Annotated in this window: 27 protein-coding genes and 1 pseudogene; 13 read left to right on the top strand and 15 right to left on the bottom strand. The window is 35.0% G+C overall.

From position 1 onward, the window contains the following. The first annotated feature begins 254 nt into the window (after positions 1-254). Positions 255-1268 carry a CPBP family intramembrane glutamic endopeptidase gene (locus BAQ48_RS02635; RefSeq protein ID WP_071709878.1) on the top strand — a complete coding sequence of 338 codons (1014 nt, stop codon included), beginning with the start codon at positions 255-257 and terminating at the stop codon, positions 1266-1268. Between the two features lie 39 nt (positions 1269-1307). Here BAQ48_RS02635 and BAQ48_RS02630 read toward each other — a convergent pair whose 3' ends face one another. After that, a complete protein-coding gene (locus BAQ48_RS02630) occupies positions 1308-1490 on the bottom strand; it encodes a DUF3913 family protein (protein WP_000707110.1) in 183 nt (60 codons plus the stop codon). Positions 1491-1590: 100 nt separating this feature from the next. Then, entirely contained in the window at positions 1591-2043 is a 453-nt protein-coding gene (locus BAQ48_RS02625) for an Lrp/AsnC family transcriptional regulator (RefSeq protein ID WP_001175488.1), read from the bottom strand. A gap of 123 nt (positions 2044-2166) precedes the next feature. Here BAQ48_RS02625 and BAQ48_RS02620 point away from each other — a divergent pair, with 123 nt between their 5' ends. From BAQ48_RS02620 to BAQ48_RS02610, 3 genes are all read left to right on the top strand, one after another. Continuing rightward, positions 2167-2580, top strand: coding sequence for a carboxymuconolactone decarboxylase family protein (locus BAQ48_RS02620; RefSeq protein ID WP_116758454.1), 414 nt, complete (start codon positions 2167-2169; stop codon positions 2578-2580). A gap of 10 nt (positions 2581-2590) precedes the next feature. Next, the gene (locus BAQ48_RS02615; protein WP_071709876.1) at positions 2591-3145 is read left to right on the top strand and encodes a cysteine hydrolase family protein; all 555 of its coding nucleotides are present in this window, start codon (positions 2591-2593) and stop codon (positions 3143-3145) included. Between the two features lie 87 nt (positions 3146-3232). Then, the gene (locus BAQ48_RS02610; protein ID WP_000809713.1) at positions 3233-3631 is read left to right on the top strand and encodes an SseB family protein; all 399 of its coding nucleotides are present in this window, start codon (positions 3233-3235) and stop codon (positions 3629-3631) included. Positions 3632-3658: 27 nt separating this feature from the next. Here BAQ48_RS02610 and BAQ48_RS02605 read toward each other — a convergent pair whose 3' ends face one another. Next, positions 3659-4579, bottom strand: coding sequence for a S66 peptidase family protein (locus BAQ48_RS02605; protein ID WP_071709875.1), 921 nt, complete (start codon positions 4577-4579; stop codon positions 3659-3661). Between the two features lie 115 nt (positions 4580-4694). Between BAQ48_RS02605 and BAQ48_RS02600 the strand changes: the two genes are divergently transcribed. Then, positions 4695-5789 (top strand): NAD(P)H-dependent flavin oxidoreductase, encoded by a 1095-nt coding sequence (locus tag BAQ48_RS02600; protein WP_071709874.1) that lies wholly within the window; start codon positions 4695-4697, stop codon positions 5787-5789. Between the two features lie 17 nt (positions 5790-5806). Here the strand turns inward: BAQ48_RS02600 and dltD are convergent, their stop codons facing one another. The 5 genes from dltD to BAQ48_RS02575 form a co-directional block, all read right to left on the bottom strand. Further along, complete coding sequence (gene dltD / locus BAQ48_RS02595) at positions 5807-6982, bottom strand: D-alanyl-lipoteichoic acid biosynthesis protein DltD (RefSeq protein ID WP_001030256.1); 1176 nt, start codon at positions 6980-6982, stop codon at positions 5807-5809. Further along, a complete protein-coding gene (gene dltC, locus BAQ48_RS02590; RefSeq protein ID WP_000807310.1) occupies positions 6979-7218 on the bottom strand; it encodes a D-alanine--poly(phosphoribitol) ligase subunit DltC in 240 nt (79 codons plus the stop codon). The genes dltD and dltC overlap by 4 nt, the downstream gene beginning before the upstream one ends. Before the next feature lie 68 nt (positions 7219-7286). After that, on the bottom strand, positions 7287-8453 hold the full coding sequence (gene dltB, locus BAQ48_RS02585; RefSeq protein ID WP_071709873.1) for a D-alanyl-lipoteichoic acid biosynthesis protein DltB: 1167 nt from the start codon (positions 8451-8453) through the stop codon (positions 7287-7289). Next, positions 8450-9964, bottom strand: coding sequence for a D-alanine--poly(phosphoribitol) ligase subunit DltA (dltA, locus tag BAQ48_RS02580; protein WP_071709872.1), 1515 nt, complete (start codon positions 9962-9964; stop codon positions 8450-8452). The genes dltB and dltA overlap by 4 nt, the downstream gene beginning before the upstream one ends. Before the next feature lie 12 nt (positions 9965-9976). Beyond that, entirely contained in the window at positions 9977-10123 is a 147-nt protein-coding gene (locus BAQ48_RS02575) for a teichoic acid D-Ala incorporation-associated protein DltX (protein WP_000440293.1), read from the bottom strand. Between the two features lie 336 nt (positions 10124-10459). On the opposite strand from BAQ48_RS02575, the gene BAQ48_RS02570 reads away from it, so the two are divergent. From BAQ48_RS02570 to BAQ48_RS27800, 5 genes are all read left to right on the top strand, one after another. After that, positions 10460-11629, top strand: a complete 1170-nt coding sequence (locus BAQ48_RS02570; protein ID WP_071709871.1) for an amidohydrolase — start codon at positions 10460-10462, stop codon at positions 11627-11629. 226 nt (positions 11630-11855) lie between these two features. Continuing rightward, complete coding sequence (locus BAQ48_RS27805; RefSeq protein WP_071709870.1) at positions 11856-12032, top strand: hypothetical protein; 177 nt, start codon at positions 11856-11858, stop codon at positions 12030-12032. Then, positions 12025-12471 carry a flavodoxin gene (locus tag BAQ48_RS02560; protein WP_000041143.1) on the top strand — a complete coding sequence of 149 codons (447 nt, stop codon included), beginning with the start codon at positions 12025-12027 and terminating at the stop codon, positions 12469-12471. Before BAQ48_RS27805 ends, BAQ48_RS02560 begins: the two co-directional genes overlap by 8 nt. Before the next feature lie 24 nt (positions 12472-12495). Continuing rightward, complete coding sequence (locus tag BAQ48_RS02555) at positions 12496-13269, top strand: hypothetical protein (RefSeq protein WP_000544548.1); 774 nt, start codon at positions 12496-12498, stop codon at positions 13267-13269. A 98-nt stretch (positions 13270-13367) separates the two neighbouring features. Next, positions 13368-13529 (top strand): hypothetical protein, encoded by a 162-nt coding sequence (locus BAQ48_RS27800; protein WP_071709869.1) that lies wholly within the window; start codon positions 13368-13370, stop codon positions 13527-13529. Here the strand turns inward: BAQ48_RS27800 and BAQ48_RS02545 are convergent. The 4 genes and pseudogenes from BAQ48_RS02545 to BAQ48_RS02530 all read right to left on the bottom strand — a co-directional run. Next, positions 13526-13762, bottom strand: a pseudogene (locus tag BAQ48_RS02545) (aminoglycoside phosphotransferase family protein); the annotation flags it as partial. The gene BAQ48_RS27800 and the pseudogene BAQ48_RS02545 sit on opposite strands and share 4 nt — an antisense overlap. A gap of 41 nt (positions 13763-13803) precedes the next feature. Further along, a complete protein-coding gene (locus BAQ48_RS27795; protein WP_071709868.1) occupies positions 13804-13953 on the bottom strand; it encodes a hypothetical protein in 150 nt (49 codons plus the stop codon). A 21-nt stretch (positions 13954-13974) separates the two neighbouring features. Beyond that, a complete protein-coding gene (locus tag BAQ48_RS02535) occupies positions 13975-14148 on the bottom strand; it encodes a hypothetical protein (RefSeq protein WP_000343545.1) in 174 nt (57 codons plus the stop codon). A 76-nt stretch (positions 14149-14224) separates the two neighbouring features. Continuing rightward, entirely contained in the window at positions 14225-15583 is a 1359-nt protein-coding gene (locus tag BAQ48_RS02530; RefSeq protein WP_071709867.1) for an MATE family efflux transporter, read from the bottom strand. Between the two features lie 182 nt (positions 15584-15765). Here BAQ48_RS02530 and uppP point away from each other — a divergent pair, with 182 nt between their 5' ends. After that, the gene (gene uppP, locus BAQ48_RS02525) at positions 15766-16557 is read left to right on the top strand and encodes a bacitracin resistance undecaprenyl-diphosphatase (protein ID WP_071709866.1); all 792 of its coding nucleotides are present in this window, start codon (positions 15766-15768) and stop codon (positions 16555-16557) included. 29 nt (positions 16558-16586) lie between these two features. Here uppP and BAQ48_RS02520 read toward each other — a convergent pair whose 3' ends face one another. Together BAQ48_RS02520 and BAQ48_RS02515 are read right to left on the bottom strand one after the other, a co-directional pair. Continuing rightward, positions 16587-17174, bottom strand: a complete 588-nt coding sequence (locus tag BAQ48_RS02520; RefSeq protein ID WP_002017912.1) for a thioredoxin family protein — start codon at positions 17172-17174, stop codon at positions 16587-16589. Positions 17175-17207: 33 nt separating this feature from the next. Further along, complete coding sequence (locus tag BAQ48_RS02515; protein ID WP_071709865.1) at positions 17208-17639, bottom strand: YrvL family regulatory protein; 432 nt, start codon at positions 17637-17639, stop codon at positions 17208-17210. Positions 17640-17801: 162 nt separating this feature from the next. Here BAQ48_RS02515 and BAQ48_RS02510 point away from each other — a divergent pair, with 162 nt between their 5' ends. Together BAQ48_RS02510 and BAQ48_RS02505 are read left to right on the top strand one after the other, a co-directional pair. Then, positions 17802-18221 (top strand): MarR family winged helix-turn-helix transcriptional regulator, encoded by a 420-nt coding sequence (locus tag BAQ48_RS02510; RefSeq protein ID WP_071709864.1) that lies wholly within the window; start codon positions 17802-17804, stop codon positions 18219-18221. A gap of 140 nt (positions 18222-18361) precedes the next feature. Further along, entirely contained in the window at positions 18362-18517 is a 156-nt protein-coding gene (locus BAQ48_RS02505) for a hypothetical protein (protein WP_000184928.1), read from the top strand. A gap of 22 nt (positions 18518-18539) precedes the next feature. Here the strand turns inward: BAQ48_RS02505 and BAQ48_RS02500 are convergent, their stop codons facing one another. Next, positions 18540-19775: a dicarboxylate/amino acid:cation symporter gene (locus tag BAQ48_RS02500; RefSeq protein ID WP_000814798.1), complete on the bottom strand. Its 1236-nt coding sequence runs from the start codon at positions 19773-19775 to the stop codon at positions 18540-18542. Positions 19776-20181 lie beyond the last annotated feature (406 nt).

Raw genomic sequence — 20181 nt, 5'->3', positions numbered from 1 at the left:
AAAGAAATCCCCGCTTGTAAAAACGGGGATTTTTATTACATAACTTTCTAGTAGATTTCAGATGAAAGAAAAGTGATATGGTATTTTAAATAAAAAGATTGCTAGTTATGTTGTTAGAAAGTATTTGAGAAAAATAGGAAGAATTTCAACTATATTCATATTATAATTAAGTTATCCTGTCATTTTTAGGCGAGGAGTTTCCTATAAAACGATGAGTGAAGTTTTACTTTTACTATCTTTGGAGGTGTTCAACATTGCAATATGCATTTTCACGTATAAGGCTACGTAGTTTTTTTGGATGGATGATTATAGGTTTGTTCCTTACGATAATTCCATTAGAGCTATCAAATGTTTCTGAGAATACGTTTGAGGTTATTTCACAAATAACTCTGTTTTTTGTATTTCCATTATTTTGGTTGTATGTAAAAACAAATAAAAATAATGTTGTATTTAACAGTTTTTTTGATAAGCCAGGACGTTTACCGTGGGGACTCATTGTATTAGCAATGATAATGGGAATGATTTTTTCAGTCGGTATATCTCATATTCAATTTTACATATTAGCGCATACGTTACCTAATTTCTTAGTTACTATGTTAGAAGGCGGAAATGTCATCAATACGAGTAACATATATATGACGATATTTACTTTCATTTCAGCATGTGTATTAGCACCTATTATGGAAGAAGTTATTTTTAGAGGCTTCTTTTTACAGCGAATGGCTTATAAATGGGGTATTAAACGAGCTGTTATTGTATCTTCGCTTATTTTTGGTTTCGGGCATTTTGATGTGATTGGTGCTTTCATGTTTGGTGTTATTATGTGCCTTTTATACATAAAGACGAAAAATATATGGACGAATATTGCGGTGCATGCTTTAAATAATTTGATTGCAACAAGTATGCAATTTGTAGGTGGAGAGGGAAGTGATGCAATTTCAATTCCTGAATTGCAGGCACAAAGTAATTTATGGATCGGCATCGGTCTTACCATTGTCGGATTACTGTGGTTAATTCCTTACATATGGAAACAATGGCGTACAGTAAAAGAAGTTGGTGTGCCACCGATGCGCTTTATAAATGAAGAAAAAGTAGTGAATGTATCACAAGAGAATGAAGTGTATAGTCAAGTCATTGTAACAGATAGATTGATGGCTGTAGAGCTACCAGATGAGGCTGTAAATAAGCTTCGTTTAGAAGAAAAGGATTATGTAACAATATCTGTAGAAGAAGATACAATTGTTATAAAGAAAGCGCATAATCGATAATTAAAAAACATCTCTCCTCTATAAAAGGAGAGATGTTTTTTAATTCGTAATAATTTCTACACGAAAATTATTACCGTTCTTTACATATTTAATATCTGTAACAGTGCGGACTGTTTTTAAAAGCTCCACTTTTTCACCAATTCGAGGGATGGTCGGAACATTGTCCCAAATACCAAGCAAGTCGTCTAATTGTGCCGTTTTTTCATAAAACCAGATTTTCAATGTAAAGCCCCTTTCTCGAACTTTATGTATTTTAATACATAATATATTATTTTTATTCTTATTGTAAGGGGTTTTTTATCTTTTTTTGAATAAAAATTAATTAATTTTCTGGGAATATATGTTCAATGTCCGGAGTAAGAGATACTTCTGATAATACGATATGAGAAACTGTCGTTGCATATGAAGAAACATCATTGATAAATTCTTCAAGTTCAACGAGTGAAGGGACAGAAATTTTTACGATGTAGCATAAGCTTCCTGTTACTCGGTAACAAAAACTTGCAGATGGATAAGACTGAATAAATTGTTGCATACGTGTTGTGTCACCATTTTTTAAGGTGATTTCTAAAATACAATCTAAGACAAGTCCTGCTTTTTTATAATCAATGTCGATTGTGTATTTTTGAATAACTCCTTCATTTTCGAGTTTACGAACACGTTCTGCAGTAGATGGAGCGGATAAATTTACTCGTTTGGCCAATTCGCGCATCGAAAGGCGACTATCATTATATAATTCATTTAAAATTTTACGATCAACACGATCTAATTGCATTTGTAAATATACCTCCAGTAAAATGATAATTTTTGTAAAGGAAAAATATAAATTAAGATTCATATGAAATGTAAAGAGAACTTTATTTATTTTACAATAAAATAGAAGAAAATAGGAGGGGAAATGATGGAGAGAATTTCATTATCGAATGTAGGAGATACAAAGTTTCAAAAATTATTAGGGCATAATCGGGATATATTACATTCGTGGAGTACGTTAGAAAATACACTGTATAATAAAGGAACTCTTTCGGCAGAGTTGAAAGAACAAGTAAGAAGAACATTAGCATACGGGAATGAATGTCCGTACTGCATGGCAAAGGGAAGACCAGATGATATGCAAAAGGTAGAAGAAATGAGTGTAGCTGTTACTTTTGCGCATACATTTGTCCATGATAAAAAGGCGATAGATGATAATATGTTTTGTACATTAAAACAATATTGGACGGAAAAAGAAATTGTAGAGCTTTGTGCTTATATTTGCTTTATTACTGCCTCGCAGCAACTTGGTTTTCTGTTTCAATTACAGCCTAATTAAGGAGAGAATGATGACAAATCAAACAGCACTGATCATAATTGATGTACAAAAGGCGTTTCAATTACCATACTGGGGCGAGAGAAATAATCTTTTTGCCGAAGAAAATATGAAAAGTTTATTAGAAGAATGGAGAAAGAGGAAGCAACCAGTTTTTCATATTCAACATGTAAATAAAGAAAATGTTCAGTCGATGTTTTATGAAGGAGCGGAAACGGTAAACTTTAAAGAAGAGGTACAACCATTGCCAAATGAAATAATTATCAGGAAATCCGTTAATAGCGCGTTCATTGGGACAAATTTAGAAGAACAATTAAGAGAGAAAAAATGCAATGTAGTAGTAATTGTAGGATTAACGACAAATCATTGTGTGGAGACTACGACACGAATGGCAGGAAATTTAGGATTTACAACATATTTAGTGAGTGATGCGACGGCTACTTTTAACCGTAAAGGTCCAGGTGGTAAAGAGCATGGTGCAGAAGACATTCACAATATGACTCTTGTAAATTTACATGAAGAGTTTGCTGCGATTATGACGACAAAAGAAATATTAAAATTATTTTAAGAAAATAATTGCGGAATTATGTAGAAAAAAATAAGAATATTTCGTATAATCTAAGTATAATCATTTTGAAAATAGGGGTGGCATCATATGAAGCAAATTCCAGTAAAGAAAATAGAAGAAGTACTTGTTGTAGCGGGGGAAAATAAACAAAAGCAAAAAGAATTTTATGAATTGCTCCTATCAACGGAGTTTTATGTTGCCGGTTCACTAGAAGCAGAGGACGGGGCAACAGAAGGAACACTTCGTTTGCGTCATTTCCAAGGAGAGGGTAGATGGATCGTGCCGTTCTTTACACAATTGGAATTTGTAAAAGACGTGTTGCCAGAAGGTACGCCCCTTGTTACGATACGTGGAAAAGAATTATTTGGTAGCATCGAGAAAGATGCAACAGCTGTATTAAATGTTGGTACGGATATAAGTAAAACATTTATTCCAGAAGAAATTGCGGACATCGCATCTGGACGAATTTTTAATTACTATAACTAAAAGGAAAAGCTATTAAGCTTTTCCTTTTTAATTTGAACATGGAGTGGCTACGCCGGAAGAAATGGAGAGTGTTTTATTATTTGTATCTATTGTCGCTGTAGCCCCAAGAGGAATACCGATGTTGGGACTTATATGCCCAATCGGTAAACCGAATAGTACAGGTATATGATATGGCTCGAAGTATTCATATAATATTGTTTGCAATGACTGAGATGGTTTAGAAGGAGTACAGTCATGACAACTTGTAAAAATAACACCGCTGCACTCATTAAACTGTCCAGATAAAAGTAGTTGATTTAACATACGGTCAATGCGATACGGTTCCTCTCCAATATCTTCAAGCAATAAAAGTTTATTGGCTGTATTTGTTTCATAGGGAGAACCAATTATACTCGTTAACACAGTTAAATTTCCTCCCACTAATGTGCCTGTAACTGTACAGGGAGAGGTAGGTACGATACATTCTGATGCAGATAAGATAGACGAATAAGGATGAAATAGTTGATTGAAAGAAGATAAAGAGAGAGAATCTATACCTTTTCCTAATTCTTCAACCATTGGACCATGAAAAGTAACGAGCTTTGCATAACGTGAAAAAGCTGTATGTAAAGCTGTAATATCACTATATCCCCAAAAAATTTTTGGATTTTGCCTAATGATTTCATATTGAATGTGAGGGAGGAGACGGGCACTTCCATAACCACCTCGTGCACAGAAAATTGCCTTTACTTCATTGTTTGTAAAGGCTTCATGTATATCATCAAGACGAATTTGGTCACTTCCGGCTAAATATCCATACTTCTCATAAACACTCTTCCCAATTATTACGGATAACCCCATCTCTTGTAATACATGTACCCCTTTTAATACATTCTCAAGTGTTGGTGGGCCAGACGGGGCAATAATCATTACTGTATCACCTTGTTTTAATGCATTTGGATAAATCATTATTCTCAGCCTCCTTCTCTTTCAATATATTCGCTTGAGAGGAAGTTCAACCCTTGTAAAAGAAGGGGAAAGCTTGTCAAATAAAGAAGATATAAGGGGGATAGGAGGGAAAATGATGTTTACCAGTCGAGTAATAGATATATTAAAAATTAAGTATCCCATCATTCAAGCAGGTATGGCAGGTGCGATTACGACGCCTGAACTTGTTGCAGCTGTAAGTAATAGCGGAGGATTAGGTACGCTTGGAGCTGGGTATATGAGCCCTGAACAAATGCGTGAAGCGATTTATAAAATAAGAGAACTAACAGATGAGCCTTTCGGTGTTAATTTACTGTTAACGAAAGAGATACAGATAGAAGAAAAGAAGGTAAACGAGGCAAAAGTATTACTTAGTGGAGTGAATAGAGAATTAGGTATAGAGGAAGAAAAGACTTTAAAGCTTCCAAAAAGCTATAAAGAACAATTACAAGTGTTATTAGAAGAAAAGGTACCAGTCGTTAGCTTTGCATTCCAAACATTAGAACAAGAAGAAATAGATGATTTAAAAAGAAGAGGAATAAAAGTCATCGGAACAGCTACTCATGTAGCAGAAGCGAAAGCACTTGCCGAGCTAGGAGTAGATATTATCGCTGGGCAAGGTAGCGAAGCTGGAGGGCATAGAGGAACGTTTATTGGGAAAGAACAAGATGCTATGATTGGCACGTTTGCGTTAATCCCGCAATTAGTAGCTGCAGTCCCGCATATCCCGATTGTCGCAGCAGGTGGTGTAATGAACGGGCAAGGGCTTGTTGCTACATTTACGTTAGGGGCAGAGGCTGTTCAAATGGGATCAGCCTTTTTAACGAGTAAAGAAAGCATTACACATGATGTATATAAAGAGGCCGTCTTACAAAGCACAGATACGAGTACAACAGTAACCCGTGCGTTTTCCGGGAAATATGCACGGGGCATTCGTAATGAATTCATAGAAAGACATGAAAGAAAAGAAGATGTGCTTCCGATGTATCCGGTGCAAAACGTATTAACTTCTAAAATACGCCAAGAAGCAGCAAAACAAAATAAAGGTGAATACATGTCACTTTGGGCGGGACAAGCATCATCATTGGCACGAATAGAATCAGCTCAGCACGTAGTGGAGCGCGTCATGGAAGAAGCAGATAACGTAATGGAACAATTACAAAATGTATATAGAAAAAGACCACTTGAATAATTCAAGTGGTCTTTTCATTAGTTTGCTTTATAAAATTGTTGGATGGCTTCGTCAATGTAAACCCAGCCTTTCCAACCTAAGTGCATATGATCTTTTAAGAAGTATTTATCATACTCATGATTTGAGAAGTCGGCAATTGGATAACCAGCTTTCTCAATTTGCTCATGAACTTTCTTGTAGTATAATTCACGGCGTTCTTTCGGGAAGCCGGCGTAATCGTACCAAGGACCTTTCACGGGAACAGAAATGAAGAGTGGTTTTGCACCAGATTGTTTTAATAAATCAAGTACCATTTGTAAATCTTCATATTCTGGCGATTGATCATAAGCATCATTTTTTAAGTAGCCTTCACGTTGCTTTAATTTCTTCTTGATTTTGCTATTGAAGTAGTCATCTTCGATACCATATTCGTTAGATCCTGATTCTACTGCACCAGTTTGATCTGCATGTTTACGAGCTTCATCCCAGTTCATTTGTTTTAATGAAGGGTCAAGCTTTTCTTTATGCGGTTTAATATTGAACATTGCTGTAAACAAGTCTTTACGATCTAAAATGTTACGATAAATATAAGCGAAAGGTTTAGCAGCAAGTGCTTTTACTTTATGCTTCGTATCATCATAAGCGATACCTTCAAGTGAAATTTTTAATAAAGTTTCTTTTTTTACAATCTCAAAGTTTAATAAACGTTTTGCAATTTGTTTTTTCATTTCAGGTTTTAAATCATCGTTGAAAATGAAATGATAACCCTGTTGTTTTGAAAAGTTAGGTGCAAAGTGTGTTTCATCAATACCTTGTGGTACAAACCATTGTGGAGAAAGAACGAATACCATTTTCTTATCTTTCAATTGATCCATTGTAGATGCGAAGTTTAACACATGTACAAGGTCTTGTGTTCCGCCGCGTCCAAGTAGGAATGGTGTGAATCCTTCAGGCTTTACTTTGAAATAATTCGATGGATGGAAAGCATCCATACGTGCGAATTCCGATGATCCATACATCGGAAGATATTTCGGGTCTGCCAACATCTTTTGCTGTAAAATCATACTTTGAATCTTTTCTTCTTTTAAAGAAGTCGCAGCTTGTTCTACTTTTTCATCACTTAAAAGTGGGAGTAGGAAGCGCGTTGGAATAAGTAAGAATACAGCAAAAAGGGCCAATGCTAAAAGCATCGGACCAAATTTTGCTTTGTTCATCGGATTTCTTCCAACTTCTTAATAACCATGTTTGGTGTAGCCCACTCGTCACGGTCAAAATCAGAAATAGAAACTTCAATATCTAAACGCTCTTGGAATTCAACTAATAAAGATACTACAGCGAAAGAATCAAGAATACCTTCTTCAAATAATTGAACATCTAAGTTTTCTTTTACAATATCGTTTTCACATACTTCTTCTAAAATATCTAATACTTGCTCTTTGAATTCTGCCATTTTTAAAATCTCCTTTATATCCGAAATATATTATATGTGCAACTTCTTAATGAAATAAGAAGGGTGCATTAAAAGTATCTGTTAAGGTGTCCAGAGAAAATTAGGAAACCGAAACATACAACGTGGAACGTAATTACAATCGCAAGGACGTACGTAAATTTATTATTTGGCCAAAACTTAAGCTTCTTGTTTTTTCGTTCGAAAATATCGAACAGGATGAACAATGCAGCGTGATAAAGACCATAAATAATGTATTGATACACATGCTCACCAGTAATATGCCATATTCCCATGATGAAGAAGTTTAAAAATGCACCGATATACGAAATTGTGTAACGGTTTTTAATTAACTTTTTCTTCGTTGCAAAAAAGACGAAACGCATGTAGATAAAATCACGGAACCAGAATGATAAACTCATGTGCCAGCGGTTCCAGAAGTCTTTAATATTACGACTAATGAACGGTTTATTAAAGTTTTCTGGCGTTTTAATACCCATCATATAACTTACACCGATTACAAATGAGCTATAACCAGCAAAGTCGAAGAATAAATATAAGCTATAGCTATACATGTAAATCATATTGGATAGGATTGTATCTTGCTGTGCAAATGCTGGATCCATAAAATATTGCTTTATTAAGTAAGCGATAATAAATTTATACAAGAAACCTTGGAAAATACGGTTTAATCCTGTATATAGTAAATTTTGATATTCTTCTGCGCTAGGTGGCTTTTGAATATCTTTTTGGAATCTGCGGTAACGATCGATAGGTCCGGTTGAGATAGCTGGGAAGAATAAAACAAATTCCCAAAAATTGAAGAAGGAAAGTTCTTTAATTAAGCCATCACGAACTTCAAATACCATTTGCACTGCTCTAAATGTTACATAAGACATTCCTAGAAATACAATAAACTTTAGTTCAGGTGCAAATGGTGCGATTTTTGCCAAAATAAGTGGCAAAATTGATAAAATAACAGCTATACAAAATGTGAATGTACTATTATTTTGTTTTCTTAAAATTAAATAGCCTTTAATAAGGGCATATTGCCAAATAATAAATGCGGCTAACATAATTGCTTGCTTCGGTTTATCAGAGAAGATAATAGCAAGCATGACTAATGTTAAAACGGCATTATATTTACGCAACATTTTACCTTTTAATCCAGCTATGATAGTAGGTATTAATAAAATGCCCACTATAGCGAAAAAATAAAATGATCCATATGCGGTCATGCTGTAACCTCACTCAATAATTTTTTGCGATCTACCTTTCCATTTGGTGTCATTGGAATAGAAGATTGATACATGAATTTACGTGGAATCATGTAGTTTGGTAAACGCTCATTGAGTTCTTTTTTGATTGCAGATGTTAATTTGAATTCTTTTTCAAACGAATGCTCTCCAGGAACAACAACCGCTAATAAATAATCGTATTTTTCACCTTTTTTAATAGGAACAATAACTGCCCCTTCTACGTAAGAACACGCACGAAGATGATGTTCGATTTCTTCTAATTCCATTCGATAACCATGAAGCTTAATTTGGAAATCAAGACGACCATTATAGAATAGAAGACCATTTTCTACATAGCCAGCATCGCCTGTTTTATAGGCACGCTCGCCGTCAATTATAGTAAATGCTTTTTCTGTTAATTCAGGGCTTCCTAAATACCCAACGCTTACGCTAGGACCAACAATTACGATTTCACCTTTTTCACCATCAGGTGCAATTGTACCATCTGCTTTCATAATAAGAAGGCGACAGTCTGATTTACAGTAGCCAACTGGAAGTGATTTATATTGATCTAGCACTTCTGTTGTAACGTGAATACCTGTTACAGCAACTGTAGCTTCTGTTGGACCGTACGTATTCATAATTGTTGCTTTAGGGAAACGCTCAATTAATTTTCTAGCTACTTCATTTGGTAACACTTCACCGCAGAATAAGAATGTTTTCATGTTTGGTAGCATACTCTCAGAGAAAGATGCTTCCATTAAACACATTTCAGCGAAAGATGGTGTTGAAGTCCATACTTGTATATCCGATTGCTCTAAAGAAGCAAACAAGTCTTTTGGACGTGCAATCATATCTTTATCGATTGCCCAAAGTGTACCACCTGTTACTAATGATGGGTAAATATCCATTACAGATAAATCGAATGAGAAAGGTGCTTGGTTTAAGAATACTTGCCCTGTTTGTAAGTTGAAATCTTCCACAGCCCATTTTGTAAAGCTAACAAGACAGTTATAAGTAATCTGAACCCCTTTCGGATTACCTGTGCTTCCTGATGTGTAAATAATGTAGAAATTCTCATCACCTTTTACCGCATGTTCAGGATTTGGAGTGTTCCCTTTATGAGTAAAGAAAATATCTTTTAAGTTGTTTTCACTTACAATGCGAACTGGTAAATCAGTTACAGTTACTTCAGCTGCCGATAAAAGTAATTTCGCACCAGAATTTTCAGCTATACGTTGTACACGATCAGCTGGGATAGATAAATCTACAGGAATATAAGCATGTCCAGCTTTTACACAACCTAAAAAGTTAATAATCATTTCAGGTTGCATATGGCCATACACCATAATTGGTGAACGATCATCTGGATACTCAGAAGAAATCCAATGTGCTAACGCATCAGAATCTTCCTTTAATTGTTTGTACGTAATTTTCGCATCTCGCCAAACAAAAGCGGTTTGATCAGGCGTTTCTGCAGCCCACTTTTCAATTTGTTCTAATAACTTCATAACGTTCCCACCCTAAAATTCGTTGTAAATAAATGTACTTGTGTTTGTATCATGGAATCCATACAACCAAAGTAATGCAAATAAAATTGCAAGGTAATAAACCGTCTTTGCAACCCATTGTGTGAGTGGTCGAGACCATATCTCTTTTAATCTTTCCATGTCTTTCCCTCTCTTAATGAAATAATAGCTCTTTGTAGGTATCATGTCCTACATTATTGTGAAAAAAACAAAATCCCACATTTTAGGTAAAAATAAGTCAAAAGGCTCTTTTCTGATATTAGCACTAAATACTAAAAAAGAAAATCCCTAACTTAGCAATTATATTACATTCAGCATGAATTTGTAATGGCTTTGACATGTAAATGGAAAGTGGATTGTGTGAATGTATGAAAGTGGACTGGAAGAATGTTTAGAAATGCAATATTTGCTTGTATCTTTGAATCTTTCATAGTTAATTTCTGAATTGCTAAAGTTTCTTAAAAGGAGGAATTTCTGATGAAGAGCGTGTGGAAGGATATTATTTCAGAAGAAAATATTATGAAATGGAGACGGCATTTTCATAAATATCCGGAATTATCATTTCATGAAGAAGAAACTTCGCAATTTATATATGATACATTATGCTCATTTTCTACTTTGGAAGTAATGAGGCCAACGAAGTATAGTGTACTAGCAATTAAAAGAGGAACGGAACAAGGAAAAGTAGTTGCAATTCGAGCTGATATAGATGCTTTACCAATTCAAGAGGAAACAAGGAAATCTTATACGTCTATGAATAAAGGAATGATGCATGCATGTGGACATGATGCGCATGCTGCTATTTTGTTAAGTGTTGCAGAGACGATAGCAAATATAAAGGAAGGGTTTACAGGTGAAATTCGGTTAATCTTTCAGCATGCAGAAGAAGTATATCCTGGCGGCGGACAAGAAATAGTTGAGGCAGGTGTTATGGATGGTGTTGATTATGTAATAGGTTTACATGTTATGTCTGGATTGGAAAGCGGAAAGATTGGGATTGTGTATGGAGCGATGATGGCAGCACCAGACGTATTTACAGTTGAAATTTATGGCAAGGGGGGGCATGCGGCGCGGCCAGAAGAAACGGTAGACCCTATTGCTATCGGAGCACAAATTATTACAAACTTACAACATATTGTATCCAGAAATACAAGTGCTTTTATGCAAAGGGTAGTTTCGGTTACGCAGTTTCATGGGGGAATGGCAGATAATATTATTCCTAATGCGGCAACTTTAATGGGAACAGTTCGCTCTTTTAATCAAACATTAAGAAAAGAAGCAGAAGAGAGAATTGAGAAAGTCGTGAAAGGAATTACAGAAGCACATGGAGGGGATTATACATATACGTATCGATATGGATATGATCCAGTTATTAATGATGAATCTATTACGAAAGTAGTAGAAGAAAGTGCGATATATTTGTTCGGGAATGAGCGTATTGTGAGGCTGGAACCTTCTATGGGAGGAGAAGATTTCTCAGCATATTTAAGAAAAGCACCGGGTTGCTTCATTAAATTGGGGACGGGGAATGAAAAAATAGATACTTGTTATCCGCATCATCATCCAAAATTTGATGTAGATGAATCAGCACTCATTTATGGAGTGGAATTGTTTTTAGAAACAACGATGAGATTACTGAAATTATAGAAAAGCATAAAAAAAGGCAACTGCACTCTATTGCAGTTGCTTTTATTTCTTTCCGTCAGAGAGGGCTGAGAAAGAACTATGCTCATTTATAGTATATGAATAGCTAACGGACAAGCTTGTACATTTTAACTATTTTTTTAAAAATAGTTGTTGACATTGATAATCAATGTCAATTAATCTAAGGGTAGTTGAAATTGATAATTATTATCAATAGGATGGATGCGACATGTTAATGAGAAAAAAATATCACCTTCTGCGGAGGGGATTAAAAGATAAAAACAAAGATGTTGATCAGCATATGGAATGGCAACGAAATGTAATTCGTTCGGAATATGTAGAAGAGAAGAGTACAACCCAAACAGAAAAAGAGATACAAAGTAAAGGGAGAGATAAAGTTGAGTAAGTTAGTAATGATTTTTGCAAGTATGAGTGGAAATACAGAGGAAATGGCTGATCATATTGCAGGGGCAATTCGTGAAACAGAAAATGAAATTGAAGTTATTGATATTATGGATTCACCAGAAGCTTCTATATTAGAACAATATGACGGGATTATTTTAGGCGCTTACACTTGGGGAGACGGAGACCTTCCGGATGATTTCTTAGATTTTTATGACGCAATGGATGCTATTGATTTAGCTGGAAAAAAAGCGGCAGTATTCGGTTCATGTGATTCGGCCTATCCGAAATACGGCGTGGCGGTTGACATTTTAATAGAAAAGCTACAAGAACGCGGGGCAGCAGTTGTGTTAGAAGGACTAAAAGTAGAATTAACGCCAGAAGATGAAGATGTAGAAAAATGTTTACAGTTTGGAGCTGAATTTGTAAAACACCTTTCTTAATGGCAGAAGGGAGATGAAGAGCAAGTGCATGAAAAAATCGCAATCAAAACGATGACAGATTACCATTTGTATGATTTTATGCGTTGTCCGCATAAATTTTATTTTCGTCATATAAAAAGGAGAGAACCTTCTTCTTTTGAATGGCAACAAATAGCACAAATGATTGTGAATCGAATTATTAACGAGTATTACACACTACCTGCGGGCCAACAAACGAAAATTATACTTTTAATATTAATAGAAAAGTATTGGAAAAAAGTAAGGATTAATATGTTCGCTTCGAAGACGGAGTACTATATTGTGTTAGCAAAGCTAACGGATCACTTATTACAGTTTGTTGAAAGAGATGATAGCGAGACGCCGCCGTTATTTTTATATGAAAAATTTCAAACATATATGGAAGAATTAGGTGTCCACATGTCATTGACATTAGAAGTTGGTGAATGGCGTACTGAGTCGTTTGTAATTAAAAAGTATGTTGTTGATGCGGATGAGGAAATGCTTGCTCTTTGTCAAAAGTTAATGACAGTATTCAGTTATAAAGCTTTCGGTATTCTTCCAGGAAAAATTGAAGTTATTAATTTAATAGAAGGAACTAAGTATGAGTACATTCCGAAACAGGAAGATATTATAACTGGAATGGCTGATTTATCTAGAATGAAAGAAATGTTGCAACAACCTGAGCACTATACAGAGCGTCATTTTCGTTCTGAGTGTATAAGTTGTGCTTTTCGTAGTGAATGCCAAGGGGAAGAAGTAAAGGAAGAAGCGAAGCAGAAGAAAAATATCGTGCACTAAAGGATGCAAATTTGCATCCTTTTTTGTTATTGACATGAAAAGCTTTTCATCATTTACGGTGTATTTGTAGCAGGTTTTAATAAGAGGAGGAATAATCAATGAAAGACGAAATGAAAGTATTTCAATGGTTAAAAGAACAGAATGCTCCTTTTGGAATTCAACTGCAAATTTTACAGGCGTTTCAACTGTATAAAGTGATTGTTGAAATGGATAAAAAGTTAATGATGTATGAGGAGAAAGAGTACAGGGAAAGAATTTAGTCTTGTCCCTGTAATACCAATTTCAGCTGTTTTGTACCAGCTATGAATTCAAGCTCATTCTTTGTTTCAAAGTTATAAATAATAGTATGTAGTAAAGGGCTGTATTGATAAAAGGTCGTGATGCGGTAAATGAGTAATGGGTCATGATGAGAAATAAGTGTACGGTATTGCTCATATACAGCTGTAATAAATTCATGTCCGAAATCATAATATAGTCCTGCAAAATCAAAAGCAGTATGTACAATAAAAAAGCCCCTCGAAGAGTAGAGGGACTTTAAAGGTTTTCATTTTGTTGCCCAAGTTCTTTTTGAGCAATGTATAAATTTCCTTGCTCGACTTGTTTCTGAGTAAGAACAGAATCACCTGCATATCTTTTTTCTGTTTTAACAGTTCTTTTTGAACGATTGGAATCTTGTTTCTTCATATAATAGACCACCTTCTTCTATCAAAAATAAACGAAAATGATAAGTACGAGTAATACAGCAGCGAAAATGGTAATGCCCATTAAAAACGAAGTGTTTTTATATTTAGGTGGCTTATGTACATCTTGCCGATATCCAGGTGAAATTTCAGGGGCGAATTCTTCGTCAAATGATTGCTTTTTGTCTTTTTCGTCCATATGTATCCACCTTTCTTTTTCATTATGTTATACGTTACAAGAAAAAATATGCATAAAGAAAACAGCCGCTTTATCGTTAGCGGCTGCTTTCTGTTGTATATTTTCTTTGTACTTGAAAGAGACGGATAAGTAGGAAGCTAGCGCCAAATGCTAGGCCGATAATAAGACCAATCCAATAACCTTTCGCTGCCCAATCAGTATAAGTTGCTAATATGTAACCAAGAGGTAAACCTATTATCCAATAAGCAATTAATGTCATAATTAGAGCGACATTTACATCTTTATAACCACGAAGAGCTCCTTGTACGGGAGTTGCAATCGCATCAGAAATTTGAAATAAAATCGCAAATATAAGAAATTCTTTTGCTAAATGATGAACTTGTACATCTGTCGTATAAATAGAAGCAATTTCATCATCAAAGAAATAGAGAAGAATTGAATATAAAAGGGCGAATGCAAGGGCTAAGCCAATGCCGATAAATCCATATTGTTTTGCATTATCGTATCGTTTTGCTCCAACTTCAAATCCAACTGCGATAGTCATTGCCATTGCTAAACTGAGCGGAGTCATATATAACAAGGAAGCGAAATTCATAGCTGCTTGATGCGCTGCAATAGTTGTTGTGCTAAAATTGCTCATCATAAGTGTTACAGCAGCGAAAATACTCGTTTCAAAAAAGATAGCAAATCCGATTGGGACCCCAAGTTGTAAGAAGGCTTTCCAACTCGTGAGAGAAGGGCGGTATAACTGTTTAAAGATATTAAAAGATGCAAAAGGTTCTTTCGTACGAATAATAATGACGGTAATAATTAATATGCACCAATATGTTGCTGCTGAAGCGATTGCGGCACCAACACCACCGAGTTTTGGAAACCCGAAATGACCAAAAATTAATACATAATTTAATACTACATTAATTGGCAATGATAATAAGGTAATAATCATCGTTGTTCGAGTTTTTCCTAATGCATCAATAAATCCACGTAAGACAGTGTAAGTGAATAAGGGAATAATTCCAATCGCGATAATAATTAAAAATTGTGCTGCAATACGTTCCACTGGTTCTTCTAAGCGCATGCCGTTTAAAATAGGTGAAACAGCGAAAAAACCGATAAGAATGACAACGAAGCTAGCACAAATTGCTAAATATACTGCCTGTATGACAACGTGGGGAACGTCTTCTTTTTTCTTTGATCCAATGAGTTGTGCAACAATTGGCGTAGTAGCCATTAAAATTCCTGTTAATCCCGTGCTAACTGGAATCCATATACTTGTTCCGATAGCGACACCTGCTAAATCAGTAGGACTTGCATGCCCTGACATTGTCGTATCAAAAAAGCTCATCGCAAATAATGACATTTGCGTTACAAAAATCGGGAAAAAGAGTAATACAAATTGCTTTAACTTTTGTGAGAATGAAGTAGTTTCTTTCATAAAATCCCCTTTCAGCGTAAAAAACAAACTCTTACTATCATACAATTTAATCAAAAAATAGAAAAGAAATACGCGCGTGCAACATATAGAATCGATAAAAAAAGGATGCACTTTGAAAAGGGATAAGGTATTATGATAAGGTGTGAAAAAATTACATATTCGTTATTAAGGAGGCACTACTTGTGGCTGATTGGTTAATTGGAATAATCATGGGTGCTGTTGAAGGTTTAACAGAATTTTTACCAGTTTCATCAACAGGACATATGATTTTAACAGGTCATTTAATTGGATTTGACGATGAGAGAGCGAAAGTTTTCGAAGTTGTTATTCAATTGGGATCGATTTTAGCAGTTGTTGTTATATTTTGGAAGCGTCTATGGTCATTAGTTGGAATAGGGAAAGTAACTGATGGACCATCGTTAAATTTATTACATATTATTATCGGGATGATTCCTGCCGGCATACTTGGCGTATTGTTCCATAGTGCAATTAAAGAAGTTTTATTTGGGCCAGGCCCAGTTGTCATTAGTTTAGTGGCTGGTGGTATTTTAATGATTGTTGCTGAGAAGTTTTCGAAACCAAGTACAGCAAGAACATTAGATGAAATCACATATAAGCAAGCATTTACAATCGGAATGTTCCAATGTTTAGCGCTTTGGCCAGGATTTTCTCGTTCTGGTTCTACAATAAGTGGTGGTTTATTAGCTCGCGTGTCACATACAGCGGCAGCTGAATATACGTTCATTTTAGCAGTACCGATGATGGTAGCTGCAAGTGGTTTAGATTTAATTAAAAGCTGGGATATATTAAGCACAGCTGATATACCATTATTTGCAACTGGATTTATTACAGCATTCGTTGTTGCGATGCTTGCAATTGTTTCATTCTTAAAATTATTAGGTCGTGTAAAACTAACACCGTTCGCTTACTACCGTTTCATTTTAGCTGCGGTATTCTATTTCTTCATTATGTAATAAAAAAACTGCCGAGTTCGGCAGTTTTTTTATTTTACTACTTTTTCCATCATGTTTTCCATTACATGCTCCCAAAGAGAAGTATCATCAGCTAATGTAGCACGGAAATTAGCGTACATTTCTTTTTGTTTCTCTTCGAATGTTGGATCTTCTTTTTCAGGCAATGTAGCGCGCATTGAAGTTACTAACTCTTGTACTTTTGGAGCACGTGGTCCCCAAACGGCTTGTTCGTTTCCATCTTTATCAATGAAAATAAAGATTGGAATCGCGCGTGCTGTTCCATTTGTTAAATATTGATCCATTAATTCTAAGTTTTCATCGCGAATTAATAATGACATATCAATATTTGCAACTTCAGAAATTCGTTTCATAACAGGTACGCATAAAAGAGCGTCACCACACCAATCAGCTGTTAATACGATAACACGCCAGCCATCGTTTTGGCGTTCTTCTAATACAGGAAGTAATTCATTTGGAATTAAAAAGTTATTGTAAATGTGCAGTAGCTCGTATTGATTTACTTTCATTTCATTCACATATGTATCAAAGGACATACCTTTATCAGCCCATTGTTGTAAGTTCATAAGTAACACCTCTTTAGTATGATTTGTTTTCATTGTACCAATTTTTATATAGAAAAGCTTGTATTCTTACTCTTTCTTGTCACTTAGTAATTTATTTAATAGGAAAAAGAATAGTACGACACATAATTCAGCTATGTTGGACAGTTGTACGCTCTCTATCCAGTCGTCGGCGGTATGTATGACAAACCAATCTAGCGTAATTTCAATGATGGAGAGCAGGGCGATTGAGAGGTAATTGGGCATACTTGTCATCATGGGAAGTAGGAGTACTTTAAAGAAACCGAATATAAAATATGTAATGCCATCTAATAAAAGAATAAGTAAAAAAAAGAGTAGTAGAGCTGTTTTTGATGAATATTCTATACCTGTCATTTGAAAGATTCCTACATATACAAAAAATATAAATGCAAAAAATATAATGAGAAACAGAATAACAAAACCAATAATCAAAGTCTTATCTTTTAGATTAAGATTAGAAAATTTGTCTTCTTCACTCACTACTTCAACTCCTTTTTTTGGAAATTTAATTTTATTGTATCATGAAATCTATATTAAAAAACTACGAATTATTGGAAAATAAGGTGACAAAAAGTAAGATTTCATGTAAAATTATTAATAAGGTTTTTATTTAACTAAATGAAATAAAAGGGGCTGTCAAAGTTGTCTCAAAATCGAGAGCAATTAATGGAAGAACTATCGACAAATGTTTTTGCTATGTTTCGCACGTTGCGTAATGATATCGGAAAAATATTTGGTGGTTACATACCGTGGAATGAGTTCATTGTCCTTAGAATATTAAATCGCGCGAATAAAGAAATGGTATCACGTGTAGCGAATGAGTTAAATGTGTCGAATAGTCATATTACAGCTGTTACAGAAAAATTAATTAATAAAGGTTTTGTAACTCGTTCACGTTCTACGTCAGATCGCCGAGTTGTATATTTGGAGATTACAGAACAAGGAAAAGATTTAGTTGCGAAAATGGAAGGTGCGAAAAAACAATACTTACAAGAAAGATTTTCTACGCTCTCAGAAGATGAAATGAATATAATGATTTCTATTTCCAAAAAACTTATATAAGTAAGTAATTATAAACAAGAAAACGCTTACGTAATAACAAAGAAGACGTTCCACATATGTGGAACGTCTTCTTTCTTGTATGAAAGATTATAAAAAATAAAATATGTATCATACTACTAGTAAAGGAAGGAGGCAGAAATATGACAAATCGTAATGGTAGTAAAGGGAGCGGTAATCAAGGGTCACCAAAATCAGGCCAGTTTAATCAAGAATTTAGTACTGAATTTGAAACTGGTAACGATAATAAAGGGAAAGAATATCGTTCAAAAAAAGGAAGTAAATCAAAAAAGGAGTGAAATGATTCACTCCTTTTTTGATTTAAGATGCTGCAGATTGATCCGTATTATATTTTTCTTCTGATTTTGCAACAATCATTGCACAAATTGCATCACCGGAAATATTGACAGCTGTTCTAGACATATCTAAAATGCGATCAATACCGATAATTAAAGCGATACCTTCTACTGGTAGATTTACTTGATTTAACACCATTGTAAGCATTACAAGTCCAACACCTGGTACGCCAGCAGTACCGATACTCGCTAGTACAGCAGTTAATACGACCATAGCTAATTGAGATAAAGTGAGATCAACTCCGTATACTTGAGCGATAAATACTGTTGCTACCCCTTGCATAATGGCAGTTCCATCCATATTAATCGTTGCACCTAGTGGTTGTACAAAAGAGCTGATTGCTTTTGGAACCCCAAGCTTCTCTTGTGCGGTTTTCATTGCAAATGGAAGAGATGCATTAGAGCTAGATGTACTAAATCCAATTGCCATTACCGGCCCGAAATGTTTAAAGAAACGAATAATACTTTCTTTTGCTAATACTTTTAATAAGCCGCCGTATACGAAGACACCGTGAATGATGAGTACCAACATAACGACAATCATATACTTGAACATCGCAGCGACGCCTGCAAGACCCATTTTACCAACGGATGAAGCGAGCAATCCGAATGTCCCAATTGGAGCTAATTTCATAACGAGATTAACAAGATACATCATTAATTCGTTGCCCTGTTCAAGTAATGAATGGATACCTTGAACCCGTTTTCCTAAAACAGCTAAACCGAGTCCGATCAATGCGGCAAAGGCAATGATTTGTAACATGTTTCCATCTGCCATCGCTTTTGCTGGGTTATCTGGTACGATATTTAGCAATGTGTCGACGAAAGATGTTTCTGTTTTTGCTCCCTCATACTTAAGACCTTCCGTGTTAAAGTTACCGCCAGCCCCTGGCTTTATAATAAGCGCAAAGGTAACCGCGATAGAGATGGCAACAGCTGTTGTTACGAGGAAGAATGAAATTGATTTTAAACCGATTCTTCCTAGTTGCTTCGGATCTCCAAGCCCAGCAGCCCCAAGTACGATAGAAATGAATACAACAGGAACAACTAGCATTTTAATAAGGCGAATAAATAGTTGACCAAGTGGATTGAACACATATTGATTTAATGGATCAAAAATGGATGGAGCGGCTAAATTTAAAGTGAGTCCGACAACTAGACCGAGAAATAATGCAATTAAGATTGCTTTTGTTTGCTTCATAAAATCCCCCTTATTTTTGTAAAATTACTTTCTAAATTAATTGTACCGAAAAAAGACTTATTTTGACAGTATTTTCTGAATATTTAATATGAAAAATATCTATTTAAATATAAATTGCTTTTGCTAAAGTAGGCAGAAAAAGTTAAATAATTTATTTAGAAAACAAAATAGACCATCGCATAGGATGGTCTAGGGAAGGGGACAATTTATGTCAATTTAATTAGGGATGGAAGCTATTCAAAGACACTGGGGAATGTCTTAAAAATTAGGGAGGAACAGCTTCGATACATATACTATAAAAGATAGATGTGACCCTCGTGTGAACATAGAGTGAAAGAGAGAGGGAGTTTGAAATAAAGAGGTAGAGCGAACAAAAAAATAAGACCATCACATGATGGCCTAAGGG

Source organism: Bacillus luti, assembly GCF_001884105.1.
GTDB lineage: Bacteria > Bacillota > Bacilli > Bacillales > Bacillaceae_G > Bacillus_A > Bacillus_A luti.
The sequence above is the reverse complement of the archived record's forward strand: the minus strand, read 5'-3'. Positions and strand labels throughout refer to the sequence as shown.

Bases quoted from the DNA above. Each gene is read 5' to 3' on its own strand.
- BAQ48_RS02625 (WP_001175488.1), bottom strand. From the start codon at position 2,043: ATGCAATTAGATCGTGTTGATCGTAAAATTTTAAATGAATTATATAAT.
- BAQ48_RS02620 (WP_116758454.1), top strand. From the start codon at position 2,167: ATGATGGAGAGAATTTCATTATCGAATGTAGGAGATACAAAGTTTCAA.
- BAQ48_RS02615 (WP_071709876.1), top strand. From the start codon at position 2,591: ATGACAAATCAAACAGCACTGATCATAATTGATGTACAAAAGGCGTTT.
- BAQ48_RS02610 (WP_000809713.1), top strand. From the start codon at position 3,233: ATGAAGCAAATTCCAGTAAAGAAAATAGAAGAAGTACTTGTTGTAGCG.
- BAQ48_RS02605 (WP_071709875.1), bottom strand. From the start codon at position 4,579: ATGATTTATCCAAATGCATTAAAACAAGGTGATACAGTAATGATTATT.
- BAQ48_RS02600 (WP_071709874.1), top strand. From the start codon at position 4,695: ATGTTTACCAGTCGAGTAATAGATATATTAAAAATTAAGTATCCCATC.
- dltD (WP_001030256.1), bottom strand. From the start codon at position 6,982: ATGAACAAAGCAAAATTTGGTCCGATGCTTTTAGCATTGGCCCTTTTT.
- dltC (WP_000807310.1), bottom strand. From the start codon at position 7,218: ATGGCAGAATTCAAAGAGCAAGTATTAGATATTTTAGAAGAAGTATGT.
- dltB (WP_071709873.1), bottom strand. From the start codon at position 8,453: ATGACCGCATATGGATCATTTTATTTTTTCGCTATAGTGGGCATTTTA.
- dltA (WP_071709872.1), bottom strand. From the start codon at position 9,964: ATGAAGTTATTAGAACAAATTGAAAAGTGGGCTGCAGAAACGCCTGAT.
- BAQ48_RS02575 (WP_000440293.1), bottom strand. From the start codon at position 10,123: ATGGAAAGATTAAAAGAGATATGGTCTCGACCACTCACACAATGGGTT.
- BAQ48_RS02570 (WP_071709871.1), top strand. From the start codon at position 10,460: ATGAAGAGCGTGTGGAAGGATATTATTTCAGAAGAAAATATTATGAAA.
- BAQ48_RS27805 (WP_071709870.1), top strand. From the start codon at position 11,856: ATGTTAATGAGAAAAAAATATCACCTTCTGCGGAGGGGATTAAAAGAT.
- BAQ48_RS27800 (WP_071709869.1), top strand. From the start codon at position 13,368: ATGAAAGACGAAATGAAAGTATTTCAATGGTTAAAAGAACAGAATGCT.
- BAQ48_RS27795 (WP_071709868.1), bottom strand. From the start codon at position 13,953: ATGAAGAAACAAGATTCCAATCGTTCAAAAAGAACTGTTAAAACAGAA.
- BAQ48_RS02535 (WP_000343545.1), bottom strand. From the start codon at position 14,148: ATGGACGAAAAAGACAAAAAGCAATCATTTGACGAAGAATTCGCCCCT.
- BAQ48_RS02530 (WP_071709867.1), bottom strand. From the start codon at position 15,583: ATGAAAGAAACTACTTCATTCTCACAAAAGTTAAAGCAATTTGTATTA.
- BAQ48_RS02520 (WP_002017912.1), bottom strand. From the start codon at position 17,174: ATGAAAACAAATCATACTAAAGAGGTGTTACTTATGAACTTACAACAA.
- BAQ48_RS02505 (WP_000184928.1), top strand. From the start codon at position 18,362: ATGACAAATCGTAATGGTAGTAAAGGGAGCGGTAATCAAGGGTCACCA.
- BAQ48_RS02500 (WP_000814798.1), bottom strand. From the start codon at position 19,775: ATGAAGCAAACAAAAGCAATCTTAATTGCATTATTTCTCGGTCTAGTT.